This window comes from Aquibaculum sediminis, assembly GCF_040712085.1.
GTDB classification, from domain to species: domain Bacteria; phylum Pseudomonadota; class Alphaproteobacteria; order Kiloniellales; family DSM-21159; genus Aquibaculum; species Aquibaculum sediminis.
The window spans coordinates 1-13973 of record NZ_JBFCVK010000006.1 but is presented as its reverse complement, the minus strand read 5'-3'; the positions used below and the strand labels follow the sequence as shown (position 1 = coordinate 13973).

Here is a 13973-nt window from a genome sequence, read left to right as displayed (position 1 = left end):
CCGGGCCTTCGGGGTCAAGAAAACCCGGATATGCTCGTGTCGGTTTTTTGTTAGAGTCAGGGGCGCGGGTGTGTCTCGGGCAGCCAGGGCAGGAGTCGCCGGCCGAGCAGGTCGACCGAGTAGTAAAGCAGCAGTGCCATGGCGGTGAGGACCAGCAAGGCCGCGAACATCAGGTCGGTTTGCATGCGCGCGTTGGCGTTGAGCATCAGGTGGCCCAGGCCGGCGCTGGAGCCCACCCACTCACCCACCACGGCTCCGATGGGGGCGACGGCGGTGGCGACACGCAGGCCCGAGGTGAAGGCGGGCAGGGCGGCGGGAATCGCGATGTGGCGCAGGACGGCATAACGGGTGCCCCCCATGGTCTGGGCCAGCGCCAGCCAGCCCGGATCGGTGCGCCTCAGCCCGTCATAGAAGGCGGCCGTGACAGGAAAGAAGATGATCAATGTCGCCATGGCAACCTTGCTGGCCATGCCGTAGCCCAGCCAGAGCACCAGCAGTGGCGCCAGGGCGAAGACCGGGATCGCCTGGCTGGCCACCAGCAGCGGCAAAAGCCAGCGACGCAGGACCGCGGCGGAGGCCAGCAGCAGGGCGGCTATGCTTCCAAGCAGCACGCCCAGCAAGAGACCCAGAAGGATCTCCGCGGCGGTGACGCCGGCATGCCCCAGCAACAGGGACCAGCGCTGTAAAAGCGTCGCGCCAACGGCCTGCGGGCTGGGCAGGATGAAGGGCGGGACGGCCGTGACCCAAACCACCAACTGCCAGAGCAGCAGCAGCCCGATGGTCACCGTCGCGGCGCGCAGCAATCCCATGGCCTATGCCCCTTCTTGCTCGCGCAAGCGGGCACTTCCACCGTGGCGTAGGGCGGCGAGCAGGCGCGCCTGCAGCGCGAGCAGCCCGGGATCGTCCGGCGCACGTGGCGGCGCGCCAGATGGGGCGAAGGCTTCACTGATCCGCGCCGGGCGGCCTGTGAGGACCAGCAGATGATGGCCCAGGCGCAGGGCCTCCAGCGGATCGTGGGTCACCAGCAGTACGGTGCGCCCGGCCAACAGATCACCGGCGAGATCCTGCAATTCCAGGCGGGTTACTGCGTCGAGCGCAGAGAAGGGTTCGTCCATGAGGATGATGGGCCGATCCTCGTAGAGGGTGCGGGCCAAAGCAACACGCTGGCGCATGCCGCCTGACAGCGCGGCCGGCCGGGCTTGGGCGCGATCGGCGAGCCCCACCTGTTCCAGAAGTTGCATGCATCGCGTTCGGCTCGGCCGCTGCCGGCGCAGGCGGTCGCCGAGCGTGACGTTATCCTGGACGCTCAGCCAGGGGAGGAGCAGGTCCTGCTGCGCCATCCAGGCTATCCGGCCCTGCAGGGCGGCGCCGTCGCTGGCCTCAATCTTGCCTTCGGCTGCGGCGTTTAGCCCCGCAAGCAGGGCAAGGAGGCTGGATTTCCCCACGCCGGAGGGGCCGAGGAGGCAACTCGTCTGGCCGGCCGGCAACTCGATGGAGAGGTCGTCGAAGAGCGCTGCCCCCTCGAAATGCAGGCGGGCACCGCTCAGCCTGATGCCGGGAGCGGCACCTGGCGTATCGAATCGTGCGCAAAACAAGGTCGGCAACGCTCCCTTCGCGGGCATTATCCCGGCAGGTTCAGGGGGTCGCGACCTGTCGTCGCCTCTCAGCCGCGCGTAAAGCGGCTCCCCCGGTGCATCGGCGGAGACTATGCCGCGCTGTTCGAGTGGGTTCCAGGGCAAAGGCACCTGAAGCAAGAGATTGATGCCGGGGACTTGGAATGGGCTGGCGGCGTAACGATCTCTCGCGAGCAAAAGCGCGAACAAGGAGCCAGCCATGATCAACGCCAAGTCCCTCCTCGACCAGTTCATGGGATCGGGGGGTACGAGCGGCCTGGGCGAGAAGGCGAAAAGCGCCATGGGCGGTGGCGGTATGTCCGGGGGCGGCATGTCCGGTGGTGGCATGTCTGGCGCCCTTGGCGGCGCCGCGGCCGGTGGTCTCCTGGCCTTGCTGGTCAGTTCGAAGGGCGCGCGCAAGCTTGGCGGCAAGGCCCTGACCTATGGCGGGGCTGCCGCGGTTGGCGCGCTGGCCTTTCGGGCCTGGCAGAACTACCGCGACGGCAAGCAACCCGGTGCCGCCGAGACTCCGACCGAGCCGCTGCCACCGCCAAAGGACAGCGCATTCGATGCGGAGAATACGGCTGCCGCCGATGGGCTGCCCTTCGCGTTGACCTTGGTGCGCACCATGATCGCAGCAGCCAAGGCGGACGGGCACGTGGATGCCGCGGAGCAGAAGAAGCTCTTCGACCATGTCGACGACCAGGGCTTCGACAACGAGACCAAGGCCTGGATGTTCGATGAACTGCGCAAGGATCAGGATGTGGCCGAGCTGGCGCGGGCGGCGAAGGGCCCGGAGCAGGCGGCAGAGATCTACCTCGCTGCACGCATGACCATCGATCCCGACGATCCGCAGGAGCAGCACTTCCTGCGCGAACTCTCCGTCAGGCTCGATCTGCCGAGAGAGCTGGTGCAGCACCTGGATGCAGAGGTGGAGGCTCAGGCGCGCGCCTGAGCCTCTATCAGCCTCTGAGTGCGATCAGGCAGCGTCTGCCTGGACCTTGATCGAAACGATCTTGTCGGGCTTGGGCACGCTGCCGGAGGGATCGCTTGCCGGTGCCTTGCTCAGGGCGTCGATCGCCTCCATGCCTTCGACCACCTCGCCCCAGACCGTGTACTGGCCGTTGAGCCAAGAGGCATCGCCGAAGCAGATGAACCACTGGCTGTCGGCGCTGTTGGGGTCCTGGGTCCGTGCCGCACCAATGGTGCCGCGCTTGAACGGGGTGTTGGAGAACTCGGCCTTCAGCTTCTGGCCGCTGCCGCCCGTGCCGGTGCCTTGGGGGCAGCCGGTCTGGGCCATGAAGCCGTCGATGACCCGGTGGAAGGCCAGGCCGTCATAGAAGCCGTCGCGCACCAGTTCCTTGACCCGGGCCACGTGGTTGGGCGCAAGATCCGGGCGCAGGGCGATGACGACGCGCCCGGAGGGCAGCTCCATCACCAGTGTGTCTTCGGGCGCAGTCGCCATGTCGCCTAACTCCCTTACAAATCAATCGATGTCGGCAAGAACGCGCATGCGCTCGATGCGGTCGGGGTCGTCGACCATGCCGTTGTTGGCCTGGTCACCCTTCTTGATCGCGTCAACAGCCTCCATGCCGGAGACCACCTGACCCCAGGCGGTGTACTGACCGTTCAGGTTGGGGGCGCTGGCCAGCATGATGAAGAACTGACTGTTGGCGCTGTCGGGGTCCTGTGCACGGGCCATGCCGAGGATGCCGCGCTGGAAGTGGCGGCGGGAGAACTCGGCCTCCAGGTCGGGCAGGTCCGAGCCGCCCATGCCGGTGCCCGTGGGGTCACCGGTCTGGGCCATGAAGCCGTCGATCACGCGGTGGAAGACAATCCCGTCGTAGAAGCCGTCGCGCGTCAGGCTGCGGATGCGCTCCACGTGTTGCGGGGCGAGCTCCGGCAGCATCTCGATTTCCACGGTGCCGTGGGCGAGTTCCATGACGAGCACGTTCTCGGGGTCGGGCTCCGCCTCAGCCCGGGGCGCGCCCGAGCCGAGGAGGAAGATTGCCGCGGCAGCGGCGGTGAGCAGACGGCGCATGACCTCAGCTCATCGCCTTCTGCAGGTTCTCGTCCAGCTTGTCGAGGAACTGGTTGGTGGTCAGCCAGGTCTGGTCCGGGCTGATCAGCAGCGCCAGGTCCTTGGTCATGTGACCGCTCTCGACCGTATCGATGCAGACCTTCTCCAGGGTCTGGGCGAAGCGCACCACCTCCGGCGTGTTGTCGAAGGTGCCGCGGTAGAAGAGGCCGCGGGTCCAGGCGAAGATCGAGGCGATCGGGTTGGTCGAGGTCTCCTTGCCCTGCTGGTGCAGGCGGTAGTGGCGGGTCACGGTGCCGTGGGCCGCCTCGGCCTCGATGGTCTTGCCGTCCGGGGTCATGAGCACGGAGGTCATGAGACCGAGCGAGCCGAAGCCCTGGGCGACGATGTCGGACTGTACGTCGCCGTCGTAGTTCTTGCAGGCCCAGACGAAGCCGCCGGACCACTTCAGTGCGGCGGCGACCATGTCATCGATCAGGCGATGCTCGTAGGTCAGCCCCTTGGCGTCGAACTCCTTCTTGAATTCGGCGTCGAACACCTCCTGGAACAGGTCCTTGAAGCGCCCGTCATAGGCCTTGAGGATCGTGTTCTTGGTCGACATGTAGACCGGATAGCCGCGCTGCAGGCCGTAGTTGAAGCAGGCGCGCGCGAAGCCCCGGATCGATTCGTCGTGGTTGTACATGCCCATGGCCACGCCGGAATCGGGGAAGTCGTGGACTTCGTAGACCGTGGCTTCGCCGCCGTCGGCCGGCTGGAAGGTCATGGTCAGCTTGCCGGGGCCGGGCACCTTGAAGTCGGTGGCGCGGTACTGATCGCCGAAGGCATGACGGCCGATGATGATCGGCTGGGTCCAACCCGGCACCAGGCGCGGCACGTTCTGCATGATGATGGGCTCGCGGAAGACGGTGCCGCCCAGGATGTTGCGGATGGTGCCGTTGGGCGAGCGCCACATCTTCTTGAGGTCGAATTCCTCGACGCGCGCCTCGTCCGGGGTGATGGTGGCGCACTTCACGCCGACGCCATGCTCCTTGATGGCATTGGCAGCGTCGACGGTGATCTGGTCGTCGGTGCGGTCACGCTCCTGCACCGAGAGGTCGTAGTACTTCAGGTCGATGTCGAGGTAGGGCAGGATCAGCTTCTGCTTGATGAAGTCCCAGATGATCCGCGTCATCTCGTCGCCGTCGAGTTCGACGACCGGGTTTGCAACCTTGATCTTTGCCATGGCCTCTCTCGTTTCCGCGTTCATCAGAAGGATCGCGCAGCCTCGAGGGCGCGCGGCGGGCGCACAATAACAGGCTTGCGGGAGCGGGCAAGACTCGCTGCCTGCCCTCATGCGACCCTGCTTTCGGCTCCAGCGGCGTTAACCGTTACTGGCAAGCAGCTTACGAATCATCAGAATGGCGGTCATCGAGGTGCCGGCGGCGAGGCCGATCCAGAGTCCCGTGATGCCAAACCCCTTAGCTTCGCAGAGATAGATGGCGAGCGGTGCACTGATGCCCCAGTACCCGAGCAGGACATAGATCATGGGCAGGCGTGTGATTCTGCGACCGCGCAGGAGACCCGAAGCGGCACAGGAAGGGCCGGCGATGAGTTCGATCAGGTCAAGCAGAAGGAGCAAGCCCATGGCCAGTCGCATCGCAGAAATGCCTTCGGCACTGTGATCAAAGAAGGCTCGGGCGAGCATTTCGGCGCCCCCCGCGAGCAGCAGGCAGAGTGCAATCCCAAGGATGACCGAGAGGCCGAGGCTGCTGACCATCACAGCTTGGCGCGCGCCCCGATCATCCAGACTCTCTGCTCGCGCCGCCCGCACCATCGAAGCCTGCAAGAGAGCGGCCGGGATTGCGTAGGCCACGCCTGCGGTCCGCAATGCCAGGGTATGTGCGGCCACATCCGCCACGCCCAGGCGCGCGGCATAGAGGGTAGCTGCCAGAAAGATGCCGATTTCAGTGACCGTCGCGATGCCGATGGGGACTCCTACGCGGAGTACGGCAGCCATCGCCTGCCAGTCCACCACAGCCCTTCCATTCGGGCCATGCTCACCGTTCTTGCCAGCCGTGGCGCTGTGGCGCGCTAGCGTGGCAATTGCGGCAAGGCTGACAATAGCCACAAGCAGTGACGCGACGCCTGCACCTGTCGCACCCAATGTCGGCATGGGCCCAATGCCAGTCATGAAGAGGTAGTTGGCGACTGCGTTGAGCGGCACCATCGCCAGAGTGACCTTCAGGAACAGCTTGGGCCTTTCCGCCGCAGTCAGCAGCGTCCGGTATAGGACGACCCCAAGCATTGGGATAAGGGTCAAGGCCATGGCGCGCGTGTAGCCCTGACCTTCTTCGAGCAGACTGGCCTGGAGGCCGAAAGTGCTCAACCACAGGGGGGCGAACCACACCAGCGGAACGATCAGCACCGCAAGCAGGCTCACCGTCGCCCATCCGATCCGTTCCAGTTTTGCCCGATCTTGCGCATCTGCGCGCGTTACAGCGGCCGTGTAGAAAGGAGCGAGACCGGCGAGCACTCCGGCGCAGAGGTAGAAGAAGATGGAATAGAGGTCGCTGCCGACCGCCACCGAAGCCAGAGCCTCGGTGCCGAAAAGCAACGAGACCATCACACTGTCGGTGATGCTCATGCCCATGTTGACCAGGGCAATTAGCGCGATCGGTGTGGCGAGCCGGATGATCGCACGCCCTTCCCGAAGGTATAGCTCCCATTGGGTGATTGCCTCGGAATCGGGACGTGCGGCAGATGCTGTCTGTGCGATTGTCATGGCGGGTTCCAGATGACGCCAGCAGCCGGCACTCGCAGCGGGGATCACTCGGGTGTGGAGTTAGTGGGTTCCACACCCGCGCAATTCCCGCCGGGAGAGCTGGGTTCTGTCGGGCCGCGAGTTCGCTGCTAGAGCCGCGCCTCGAGAACGAGATTGAAGGGCGTTTCGAAAGCGCGGGTGAAACGGGTGAATCCGGCCTTACGGAAGACATCGGCGAGACGTGATTCGCCAGCCTGGGCTCCAAGCACCATTCGCCCGCCATCGGAAATCGCATGAGCGCAGCAGATGGTCGTGGAGGCTGCGTAGTACATTCTCGCCACCGTGGAGATGTTGTCTTCGAGCCTGTCGTTGGCGAAGGGCTCGACCAGCATCACCGTCCCGCCAGGCGCAAGCGATTCGGCGGCATGTGAAGCCGCTGCGACCGGATCGCCCATGTCGTGCAGCGCATCGAAAAAGCAAATCAGGTCGTAGCCCTTGGCCGGATAGGTGTCGGCACGTGCGAGCTCAAAATGGCACCGCTCGGACACGCCTGTGTCAGAGGCAAGCTTGCGTGCCTCCTCAATGGAACCCTGGTGGGCATCGAAGCCGTAGAACTCGGATGTCGGAAAGGCCTTGGCCATGAGTGTGGTGGAATTGCCGAAACCGCATCCGATATCCGCCACACGCGCCCCGACAGTGAGCTTCTCTACCACGCCATCCAGTGCCGGGAGCCATTCGGGAACCAGGCTCGCCTTGTAGCCATTGCGGTAGAAGGCTGCGACACCGCAGGCAAGTCGGCCATCATGATCTCCCCAGGGAATGCCCTTGCCGCTGCGGAATGCCTCTATTGCCTTGTCTTCATCGGCCCACATCGAAGCCGGGACGGCCCAGGCACTGGGGAAGAAGACGGGACTGTCCTCGTCGGCCAGGACCAGGGCTTGCTCCGGCGTCATTTCGTAACTGTCGCTGATCTTATGATAATCGAGGTAGCCGCCGGCCACTTGCGAGTTGAGCCACTCCAACACATAGCGTTCAGCGCAGTCGGCACGAATGGCAAGTTCGCGCGCTGTCACCGGACCGGCACCGGCCATTGCCTTAAACAAGCCGAGTTGGTGTCCAAGGCTGATCATGACGCCGCCATAGCCGGATGAAAGGTCACCCACCGCACGTGATACCAGCGCGTCGAGCTTGGTGGAGTCGATTGTCGTAGTGTGTTGCATTGCTGCGCTCCTGTGTGATGCCGCCAGGATTGATGATGTCCACGGGCGGCAGCGTGACGATGCACATGGATCGCATGGGCACCTGAAGAGCAGCAGAGCGGCATGGTCCATTATCGGGCCGTTTGTGCCATCGCGTGAAGAATAGTCAGATGGCGGCTGCTGGGTGCCCCAAAAGGCGCATGGCTTGAATGATTGGCCAGCGCTAGACTCTCGTTTCAGAGGGCTGACAAATGACGCTGCGCTTGGAACAGGGCCGGGTCGATCCGCTCCACGTGAGCTTGATTGCGCTTCCGGATGCCGTGGTTTCGACCCTCTCCGGCATATTCGACGTGATGAACGTTTTTGCGATGATGCCCACGGCGCTGGATGCCCGCTTCCAAGGCCCGCCCTTCCACGTGGAGATTGTCGGATTGCAGCGGGGACCCCTCGAACTGGCGAGCGGCGTACCCGTCTCGGTTCATCGCAGCGTCGCTGAGATCGAACACACAGACATCGTCATAGTGCCCTCGATCCTGCTGTTGGAAGGCAATTGGCAGAAGGAGAGGCACGCAGAACTGGTGGAGTGGTGCGCCGCCATGCACCGCCGCGGCGCACTCCTCTGTTCTGCATGCTCAGGTATCTTTCTTCTTGCCGAGTCCGGGCTCTTTGATGGCGTGGATGCGACCGTCCATTTTGGTTATGCGAGCCCCTTTGCTTCGGCCTTCCCGGCGGTGAGGATTCATCCTGAGCGCGTTCTGGTCGTGTCCGGCAGCCGCAATGAGCTGATCTCCTCCGGCGCCTCCATGACGTGGCACGATCTTGTGCTCTATCTGATTGCGCGGCATGCAGGGGCGTCGGCCGCTCAAAGCGTCGCGCGCCTTTTTGCGCTGCAGTGGCACCAAGACGGACTGACGCCCTACATGGTATTTGAGGGGCGCAAGGATCACGGGGACTTTTCGATCCAGAAGGCCCAGGACTGGATCGCCACGCATTTCTCCGTCGCCAATCCCGTAGAAGAGATGGTCCAGCGGGCCGGGCTCGGAGAACGGACTTTCAAGCGTCGCTTTGCCGCCGCTACAGGACTCAGCCCGATCACCTACGTTCAGCGAGTGCGTGTCGAGGATGCCAAGCGCCGCCTGGAGCGGACGGAAGCCTCTGTCGACGAGATAAGCTGGCAAGTCGGTTACGAGGAGCCGGCCTTCTTCAGGCGGCTCTTCAAGCGGGTGACTGGTCTGCCTCCGGGTGCCTACCGCAAACGTTTTCGTGTTCCAGAGTATGCTCGGCCGGGCCTGAAGAAGGGGCGATAAGGCGTGGTTTAGGCCCACTTCCCGGTGATGTCGGCCCGGACTGCAGGGTGCGCGCGTAAGGCCTCGGCCAGTTCTTCCACACTTGGAACGAAGCGCAAGAGCTCCAGATCAACTTCGCGCAGGAAGCCGCCCGCGAGCTGGGCCTGGAGCAGGTGGGACAGCGGCTGCCAGTAACCCTGGATGTCGAGCACGACGATGGGCTTGGCGTGCAGGCCGAGCTGGCGCCAGGTCAGCACCTCGAAGAGCTCCTCCAGCGTGCCGAGGCCGCCGGGCAGGATGCAGAAGGCCTCGGCCAGTTCGGACATGCGCATTTTACGCTCGTGCATGCTGCCCACCACTTCCAGCTGCGTCAGGCCGCGGTGGCCCACCTCATGTCGCATCAGGAAGTCTGGAATGATGCCGACCACCTCGCCGCCGGCTTCCAGACAGGCGTCGGCTGCGGCGCCCATGAGGCCGACGCGCCCGCCGCCATAGACCAATCGGATGCCCGCCTGCGCCGCAAAGCGTCCCAAAGCCTGCGCGGCCTCCATATAGGCGGGATCCTTGCCGGGCTTGGATCCGCAATAGAGACAGAGGGAGGCGGGCAGGGACATGGACGGCGCTCCGATGAAAGACGAACGAGATGGAGGTGGTTGATAGCAGCAAGCTATCGCTCCCGACCGGGGTCTTCCAGGGCCTGCCTGGGTGCCCGTCATCGTTTGTGTGACTCCCGCCGTTGCGCGCAGTGGAGTTCAAGTACTACTTTCCGGTCGGCCTTAGCCTTTCTCCTATCTGCCTGTTGGAGTCGCCTTTCGTGAACCGTCTCGTCCTGGCGATCCTGGCCCTGCTCGCAGCGGGTGCTGTCGCCTACTATTATTTTGGTCCGCCGCGCGATGGGCAGACGCCGGCGACCGATGTCGCGCCCGCTGAATCGTCCCAGGATGAAACGTCCCAGGATGAAACGCCCCAGTCGGAAGCGCAGGGCGATGATGACTCCGCCGCGCTGGCGCTGGACGAGGAAGAGCCGCCTCGCCGCTTGGAGGAGAGAAACGAACCTCCGGCCGAAGACGAGGCCGACTCATTGCCGGACCTGCAGCAGGTCGAGGAAGCGTCTCCCGACGCAGAAGAGGCCGAGGCCGCAAGCCAGGAGATGCCCGAGGTCGATCAGGATGAACTCGCAGCCGCAGTCTCCGAGGACCTTGAGGATGCGGCCGCTGAAGAAGCGGTCCCAGACGAGTCCTCTCCGACTGAAGAGCCTGCGAGCATCGCGGCGGAGGTGACGGAGGAGGGGGCGGAGGCTCAGCAGTCGCCGCAGTTCGATATCGTCAGGGTGGATCGATCCGGCAGCGTGGTGGCCGCCGGCCGGGCGAACCCCGGTGCGGTGGTGGAACTGCGTCGCGGCACGGAGGTCGTCGACAGCGTCGAGGCCGACAGCCGCGGCGAATGGCTGATGATCCCGCCGGAGACCCTGCCGGAGGGCGACCACGAACTGCAGCTCGTGGCCCGCGAGGCCGACGTGGAGCGCCTGGGCGACGATGTGGTCATCGTCTCGGTTCCCTTGCGCAGCCCGACTGCCGGGGACACAGCGAGCGACGCTGGGCCTGTTGACGAAACGGCAGGCGATGCGGTGCTGGACGAGGCGGACCAGCCGGAGGCCTTGGCCGTGCTGCTGCCCTCCGATCCCGAAGCGATGCCGCGCATTCTTCAGGGGCCGCAAGAAGGGCTGGAAACGGGTGATCTGAGTCTGGAAACCCTGCGCTATGACGCGGAGGGCTGGGTCACGATCTCAGGACGCGTCACGCCGGAGGGCACCGTCTTTGTCTATATTGACGATGCCTTTGTCGACGACGTGAGCGGCGATGAAGAGGGGCGCTGGCTGTCGCGCCCGGAAATCCAGCTTTCCGAGGGGCTGCACCAGCTGCGCCTCGATCAGGTCGATGCCGCGGGCAAGGTGCTCGCCCGGCTGGAAACCCCCTTCGTGCGCTCCGACTTCGTTGCAGACGCCGGCGCGGGCGAGCGCTTCGTGGTGGTCCAGCCCGGCAACAGCCTGTGGCGCATCGCCCGACGCAGCTACGGCCAGGGCACGCAGTACACGCTCATCTTCCAGGCCAACCAGAATCAGATCCGCGATCCCGATTTGATATACCCGGGACAGATATTCCTCTTGCCCCAAGAGGGCTGAACTCCGCGGTTTTGCTCGCTTGTGGCCCCATCTGTTGCATGAACGCACCACCACTGTGTGAATGAAGTCACGGATGCCGCTATTGTTCTTGCGTGCATCATAGAGCGGGTGTAGGCAGCAAACAGCCTCGTGCACGCTGTTCGCCGTGGACGAGGGAGAGCCATTCCCGGGTCGCGGGGTGTCCGCTCAAGTGGTGGCCCGCTTTCGGGGAGGTGCAATCGGCGCAGTGATTGGGCGCCGGACGCTGGTCGATGGGAGGTTCGAAGGTGACGGGTTTACTGCACTTGTCGCCGCTTTTGCACAGCTTGTTGACCAACTTTGGCTTCCAATCATTGGTTATACGGTGTTAAATGTTGTCTTGGAACGAACACTGTAACCCTGCTGAACGGGGTTCCTCGTGCCCCGAGGAGCGAGCAGTAACCAAACCAACCCTAGGGGGACCTCTCGAAATGATTTCACTCCGCAAGACCTGCTTTGCAGTGGCTTCGGCCTTTGCGCTGACAATGGCTGTTGAGGCTGCGCCTGCAGCCGCACAGGTCGACTCGCACGGCCACGAAATGTGCAATCCGATCACCAACATTACGCCGCAGAACCCGATCCATTCCTTGAATGGCAATCTGGTGCTGCAGCAGTCGTCCTATCCCTGCCCGGTGGCTGAGGCCCCGGCTCCGGCCCCGGCTCCGGCCCCGGCCGCGCCGCAGACCTACACCGTGTACTTCGACTTCGATCGCTCCAACATCCGCGCCGACGCCGAACCGGTGCTGCGCCAGGCGCTCGAAGCGGCTCAGGCTGGTAACCAGAGCTTCGCTCTGACCGGTCACACCGACACCGTCGGTAGCGCCCAGTACAACATGGGTCTGTCCCTGCGTCGCGCCGAGTCAGTCCAGAACTGGCTGGAGCAGCGTGGCGTTCCGGGCAATGCTACCTCGGTTGCCGGTCGCGGCTTCTCCGAGCCGGCCGTTCCGACCGGTCCGAACGTCCGCGAGCAGCGTAACCGCCGCGTCGAGATCATCCTGCAGTAATCGCGGGAACATCCTTGACCCGATGGGCCGGCCCTTGTGCCGGCCCATCGTATTTCTGGGCCCATGCATCGGGCCGTGGCCACTGACCTTCTGTCCGCCACGCCCCCGATTTTACGGCCTCCGTGCCGCTCCCAGCCTGCTTCGGTCGCCCCATGGACTTTCTGCAGCTGCTCTTCCTCGCCCTGGTACAGGGCATCACCGAATTCCTGCCGATCTCCTCCTCCGCGCACCTGATCCTGGTGCCGGCGCTGACCGGTTGGTCGGATCAGGGTCTGATGATCGACGTGGCGCTACACGTCGGCACGCTTGCGGCGGTCATGACCTATTTTTGGCGCGAGACCTTGCGCATGGCGGAGGGGAGCCTGTCGCTGGCCCGCGGCCGGCTCGACAGCGGTTCGCGGCTGCTGCTGCTGGTGATCATCGGAACGCTGCCGGTCGTGGCCGCGGGCTTTTCGCTGCGCGACCTCGTTTCGGGTGAATTTCGCAACCCGGCCCTGATCGCCGGAACAACGATCGGCTTCGGCCTCGTGCTCTACCTGGCCGACAGGCTGGGGCGGCGCCAGGCTGTCATGGAAGGGATGCCCTGGCGCCATGCGCTCCTGATCGGATTGGCGCAGTGCCTGGCCCTGGTACCGGGCACAAGCCGTTCGGGCATCACCATCACCGCAGCGCTCTTCCTCGGCTACCAGCGGGCGGAGGCGGCGCGCTTCTCCCTGTTGCTCTCTATTCCCACGACCGCCGCCGCCGGTTTGCTCATGGGCCGCGAACTGTGGAAAAGCGGCGATCTGGCCTTGCAGGGCGATGCCATCCTGGCGGCCTGCTTTGCGTTCATGGCGGCATGGCTGGCCATCGGCGGGATGATGGCCTGGCTGCGGCAGGCCAGTTTCACACCTTTCGTGATCTACCGCCTGGCGCTGGGGCTGGTGTTGCTGGGTTGGCTCTATCTCTGAGTTCGGGATCGACCTGCTCGCGCTTGGGCTGTCATTGCCCCGGCGCAGGCGAAAGACTAAGATTTGCGGGAAACGGCGGCCGGATGCGGCGCGCTCGACGGACAGTATTGCATAAGCAGGAGGGAACGGTGGAAGCGATCATTGCCAAGGCTAAAGAGGATCTGGCGGCGTCGCTGCGCATGGCAGCCTGGTATGGCCTGAACGAGGGTGTCTGCAACCACTTCAGCTATGCCCTCCCGGGCATGGACGACCGCTTTCTGCTCAACCCGCATGGCATTCATTGGTCCCGGGTCAAGACCTCCGACATCCTGCTCATCGATTCCGAGGGGCGGACCATCGAGGGCAAGACGGAGGCCGAACTGACGGCCTTCACGATCCATGGCCGCATCCATGCCAACAATCCGCGCGCACGCTGTGTCATGCACACGCACATGCCCAACACCACGGCGCTGGCGATGCTGGAGGATCCGACCCTGCTGCCGCTGAGCCAGCAGTCCCTGCGCTTCTGGGGCGATGTGGCTTACGACATGGACTACAACGGCCTCGCCGAGGACCGTGAGGAAGGCGACCGCATTGCCCGGGCGTTGGGCGACAAGAAGGTGCTCTTCATGGCCAATCACGGCGTCACCGTGGTGGGCGAGTCGATCCCCGAGACCTTCGACGCGCTCTACTACCTGGAGCAGGCGGCCCGCCTGCAGGTACTGGCCTATTCCACCGGCCGACCGCTGAACGTGCTGGGCGACAACATGGCCGGCAAGACCAAGGGCGAGTACGAGAAGGGTGGCGCGCATTACATGCCGCACTTCGAAGGCATGAAGGCGATGATCGGCGACGATTTCCGGGACTAGTGTCCTGGTTCAGAAGTTCTAATCATTGATTGGCTTGCTCTGGGCAGTTTCGCAGGCAGAAGCGCTCGATGGAAGCGAGGATGTCGTCGGCGGAC

At 64.4% G+C, this 13973-nt stretch carries 14 protein-coding genes and 1 riboswitch; of the genes, 6 read left to right on the top strand and 8 right to left on the bottom strand.

Going from position 1 to position 13973, the window contains the following annotated elements:
* Positions 1-56 precede the first annotated feature (56 nt).
* Together ABZ720_RS10575 and ABZ720_RS10570 are read right to left on the bottom strand one after the other, a co-directional pair.
* The gene (locus ABZ720_RS10575) at positions 57-809 is read right to left on the bottom strand and encodes an ABC transporter permease (protein ID WP_366555491.1); all 753 of its coding nucleotides are present in this window, start codon (positions 807-809) and stop codon (positions 57-59) included.
* Positions 810-812: 3 nt separating this feature from the next.
* Positions 813-1595, bottom strand: coding sequence for an ABC transporter ATP-binding protein (locus tag ABZ720_RS10570; protein ID WP_438264091.1), 783 nt, complete (start codon positions 1593-1595; stop codon positions 813-815).
* Positions 1589-1699: riboswitch (TPP riboswitch) on the bottom strand. Its footprint overlaps the gene before it by 7 nt.
* A gap of 134 nt (positions 1700-1833) precedes the next feature.
* Between ABZ720_RS10570 and ABZ720_RS10565 the strand changes: the two genes are divergently transcribed.
* Complete coding sequence (locus tag ABZ720_RS10565; protein ID WP_366555490.1) at positions 1834-2568, top strand: tellurite resistance TerB family protein; 735 nt, start codon at positions 1834-1836, stop codon at positions 2566-2568.
* 24 nt (positions 2569-2592) lie between these two features.
* Here ABZ720_RS10565 and ABZ720_RS10560 read toward each other — a convergent pair whose 3' ends face one another.
* The 5 genes from ABZ720_RS10560 to ABZ720_RS10540 all read right to left on the bottom strand — a co-directional run bounded on the left by ABZ720_RS10560 (position 2593) and on the right by ABZ720_RS10540 (position 7611).
* The gene (locus tag ABZ720_RS10560) at positions 2593-3078 is read right to left on the bottom strand and encodes a peptidylprolyl isomerase (protein WP_366555489.1); all 486 of its coding nucleotides are present in this window, start codon (positions 3076-3078) and stop codon (positions 2593-2595) included.
* A 21-nt stretch (positions 3079-3099) separates the two neighbouring features.
* On the bottom strand, positions 3100-3654 hold the full coding sequence (locus ABZ720_RS10555) for a peptidylprolyl isomerase (protein ID WP_366555488.1): 555 nt from the start codon (positions 3652-3654) through the stop codon (positions 3100-3102).
* A 4-nt stretch (positions 3655-3658) separates the two neighbouring features.
* Entirely contained in the window at positions 3659-4873 is a 1215-nt protein-coding gene (locus tag ABZ720_RS10550) for an NADP-dependent isocitrate dehydrogenase (protein WP_366555487.1), read from the bottom strand.
* Positions 4874-5011: 138 nt separating this feature from the next.
* Positions 5012-6412 carry an MATE family efflux transporter gene (locus ABZ720_RS10545; protein ID WP_366555486.1) on the bottom strand — a complete coding sequence of 467 codons (1401 nt, stop codon included), beginning with the start codon at positions 6410-6412 and terminating at the stop codon, positions 5012-5014.
* Positions 6413-6540: 128 nt separating this feature from the next.
* On the bottom strand, positions 6541-7611 hold the full coding sequence (locus ABZ720_RS10540) for a class I SAM-dependent methyltransferase (protein ID WP_366555485.1): 1071 nt from the start codon (positions 7609-7611) through the stop codon (positions 6541-6543).
* A 230-nt stretch (positions 7612-7841) separates the two neighbouring features.
* On the opposite strand from ABZ720_RS10540, the gene ABZ720_RS10535 reads away from it, so the two are divergent.
* Entirely contained in the window at positions 7842-8897 is a 1056-nt protein-coding gene (locus ABZ720_RS10535) for a GlxA family transcriptional regulator (RefSeq protein ID WP_366555484.1), read from the top strand.
* Positions 8898-8905: 8 nt separating this feature from the next.
* Here the strand turns inward: ABZ720_RS10535 and ABZ720_RS10530 are convergent, their stop codons facing one another.
* Positions 8906-9490, bottom strand: a complete 585-nt coding sequence (locus ABZ720_RS10530) for an LOG family protein (RefSeq protein WP_366555483.1) — start codon at positions 9488-9490, stop codon at positions 8906-8908.
* Positions 9491-9690: 200 nt separating this feature from the next.
* On the opposite strand from ABZ720_RS10530, the gene ABZ720_RS10525 reads away from it, so the two are divergent.
* The 4 genes from ABZ720_RS10525 to ABZ720_RS10510 all read left to right on the top strand — a co-directional run bounded on the left by ABZ720_RS10525 (position 9691) and on the right by ABZ720_RS10510 (position 13878).
* On the top strand, positions 9691-11058 hold the full coding sequence (locus ABZ720_RS10525; RefSeq protein ID WP_366555482.1) for a LysM peptidoglycan-binding domain-containing protein: 1368 nt from the start codon (positions 9691-9693) through the stop codon (positions 11056-11058).
* A 449-nt stretch (positions 11059-11507) separates the two neighbouring features.
* On the top strand, positions 11508-12080 hold the full coding sequence (locus tag ABZ720_RS10520; protein WP_366555481.1) for an OmpA family protein: 573 nt from the start codon (positions 11508-11510) through the stop codon (positions 12078-12080).
* 152 nt (positions 12081-12232) lie between these two features.
* Entirely contained in the window at positions 12233-13030 is a 798-nt protein-coding gene (locus tag ABZ720_RS10515; RefSeq protein WP_366555480.1) for an undecaprenyl-diphosphate phosphatase, read from the top strand.
* Positions 12919-13878, top strand: coding sequence for an aldolase (locus ABZ720_RS10510; protein WP_366555479.1), 960 nt, complete (start codon positions 12919-12921; stop codon positions 13876-13878). The genes ABZ720_RS10515 and ABZ720_RS10510 overlap by 112 nt, the downstream gene beginning before the upstream one ends.
* Positions 13879-13973 lie beyond the last annotated feature (95 nt).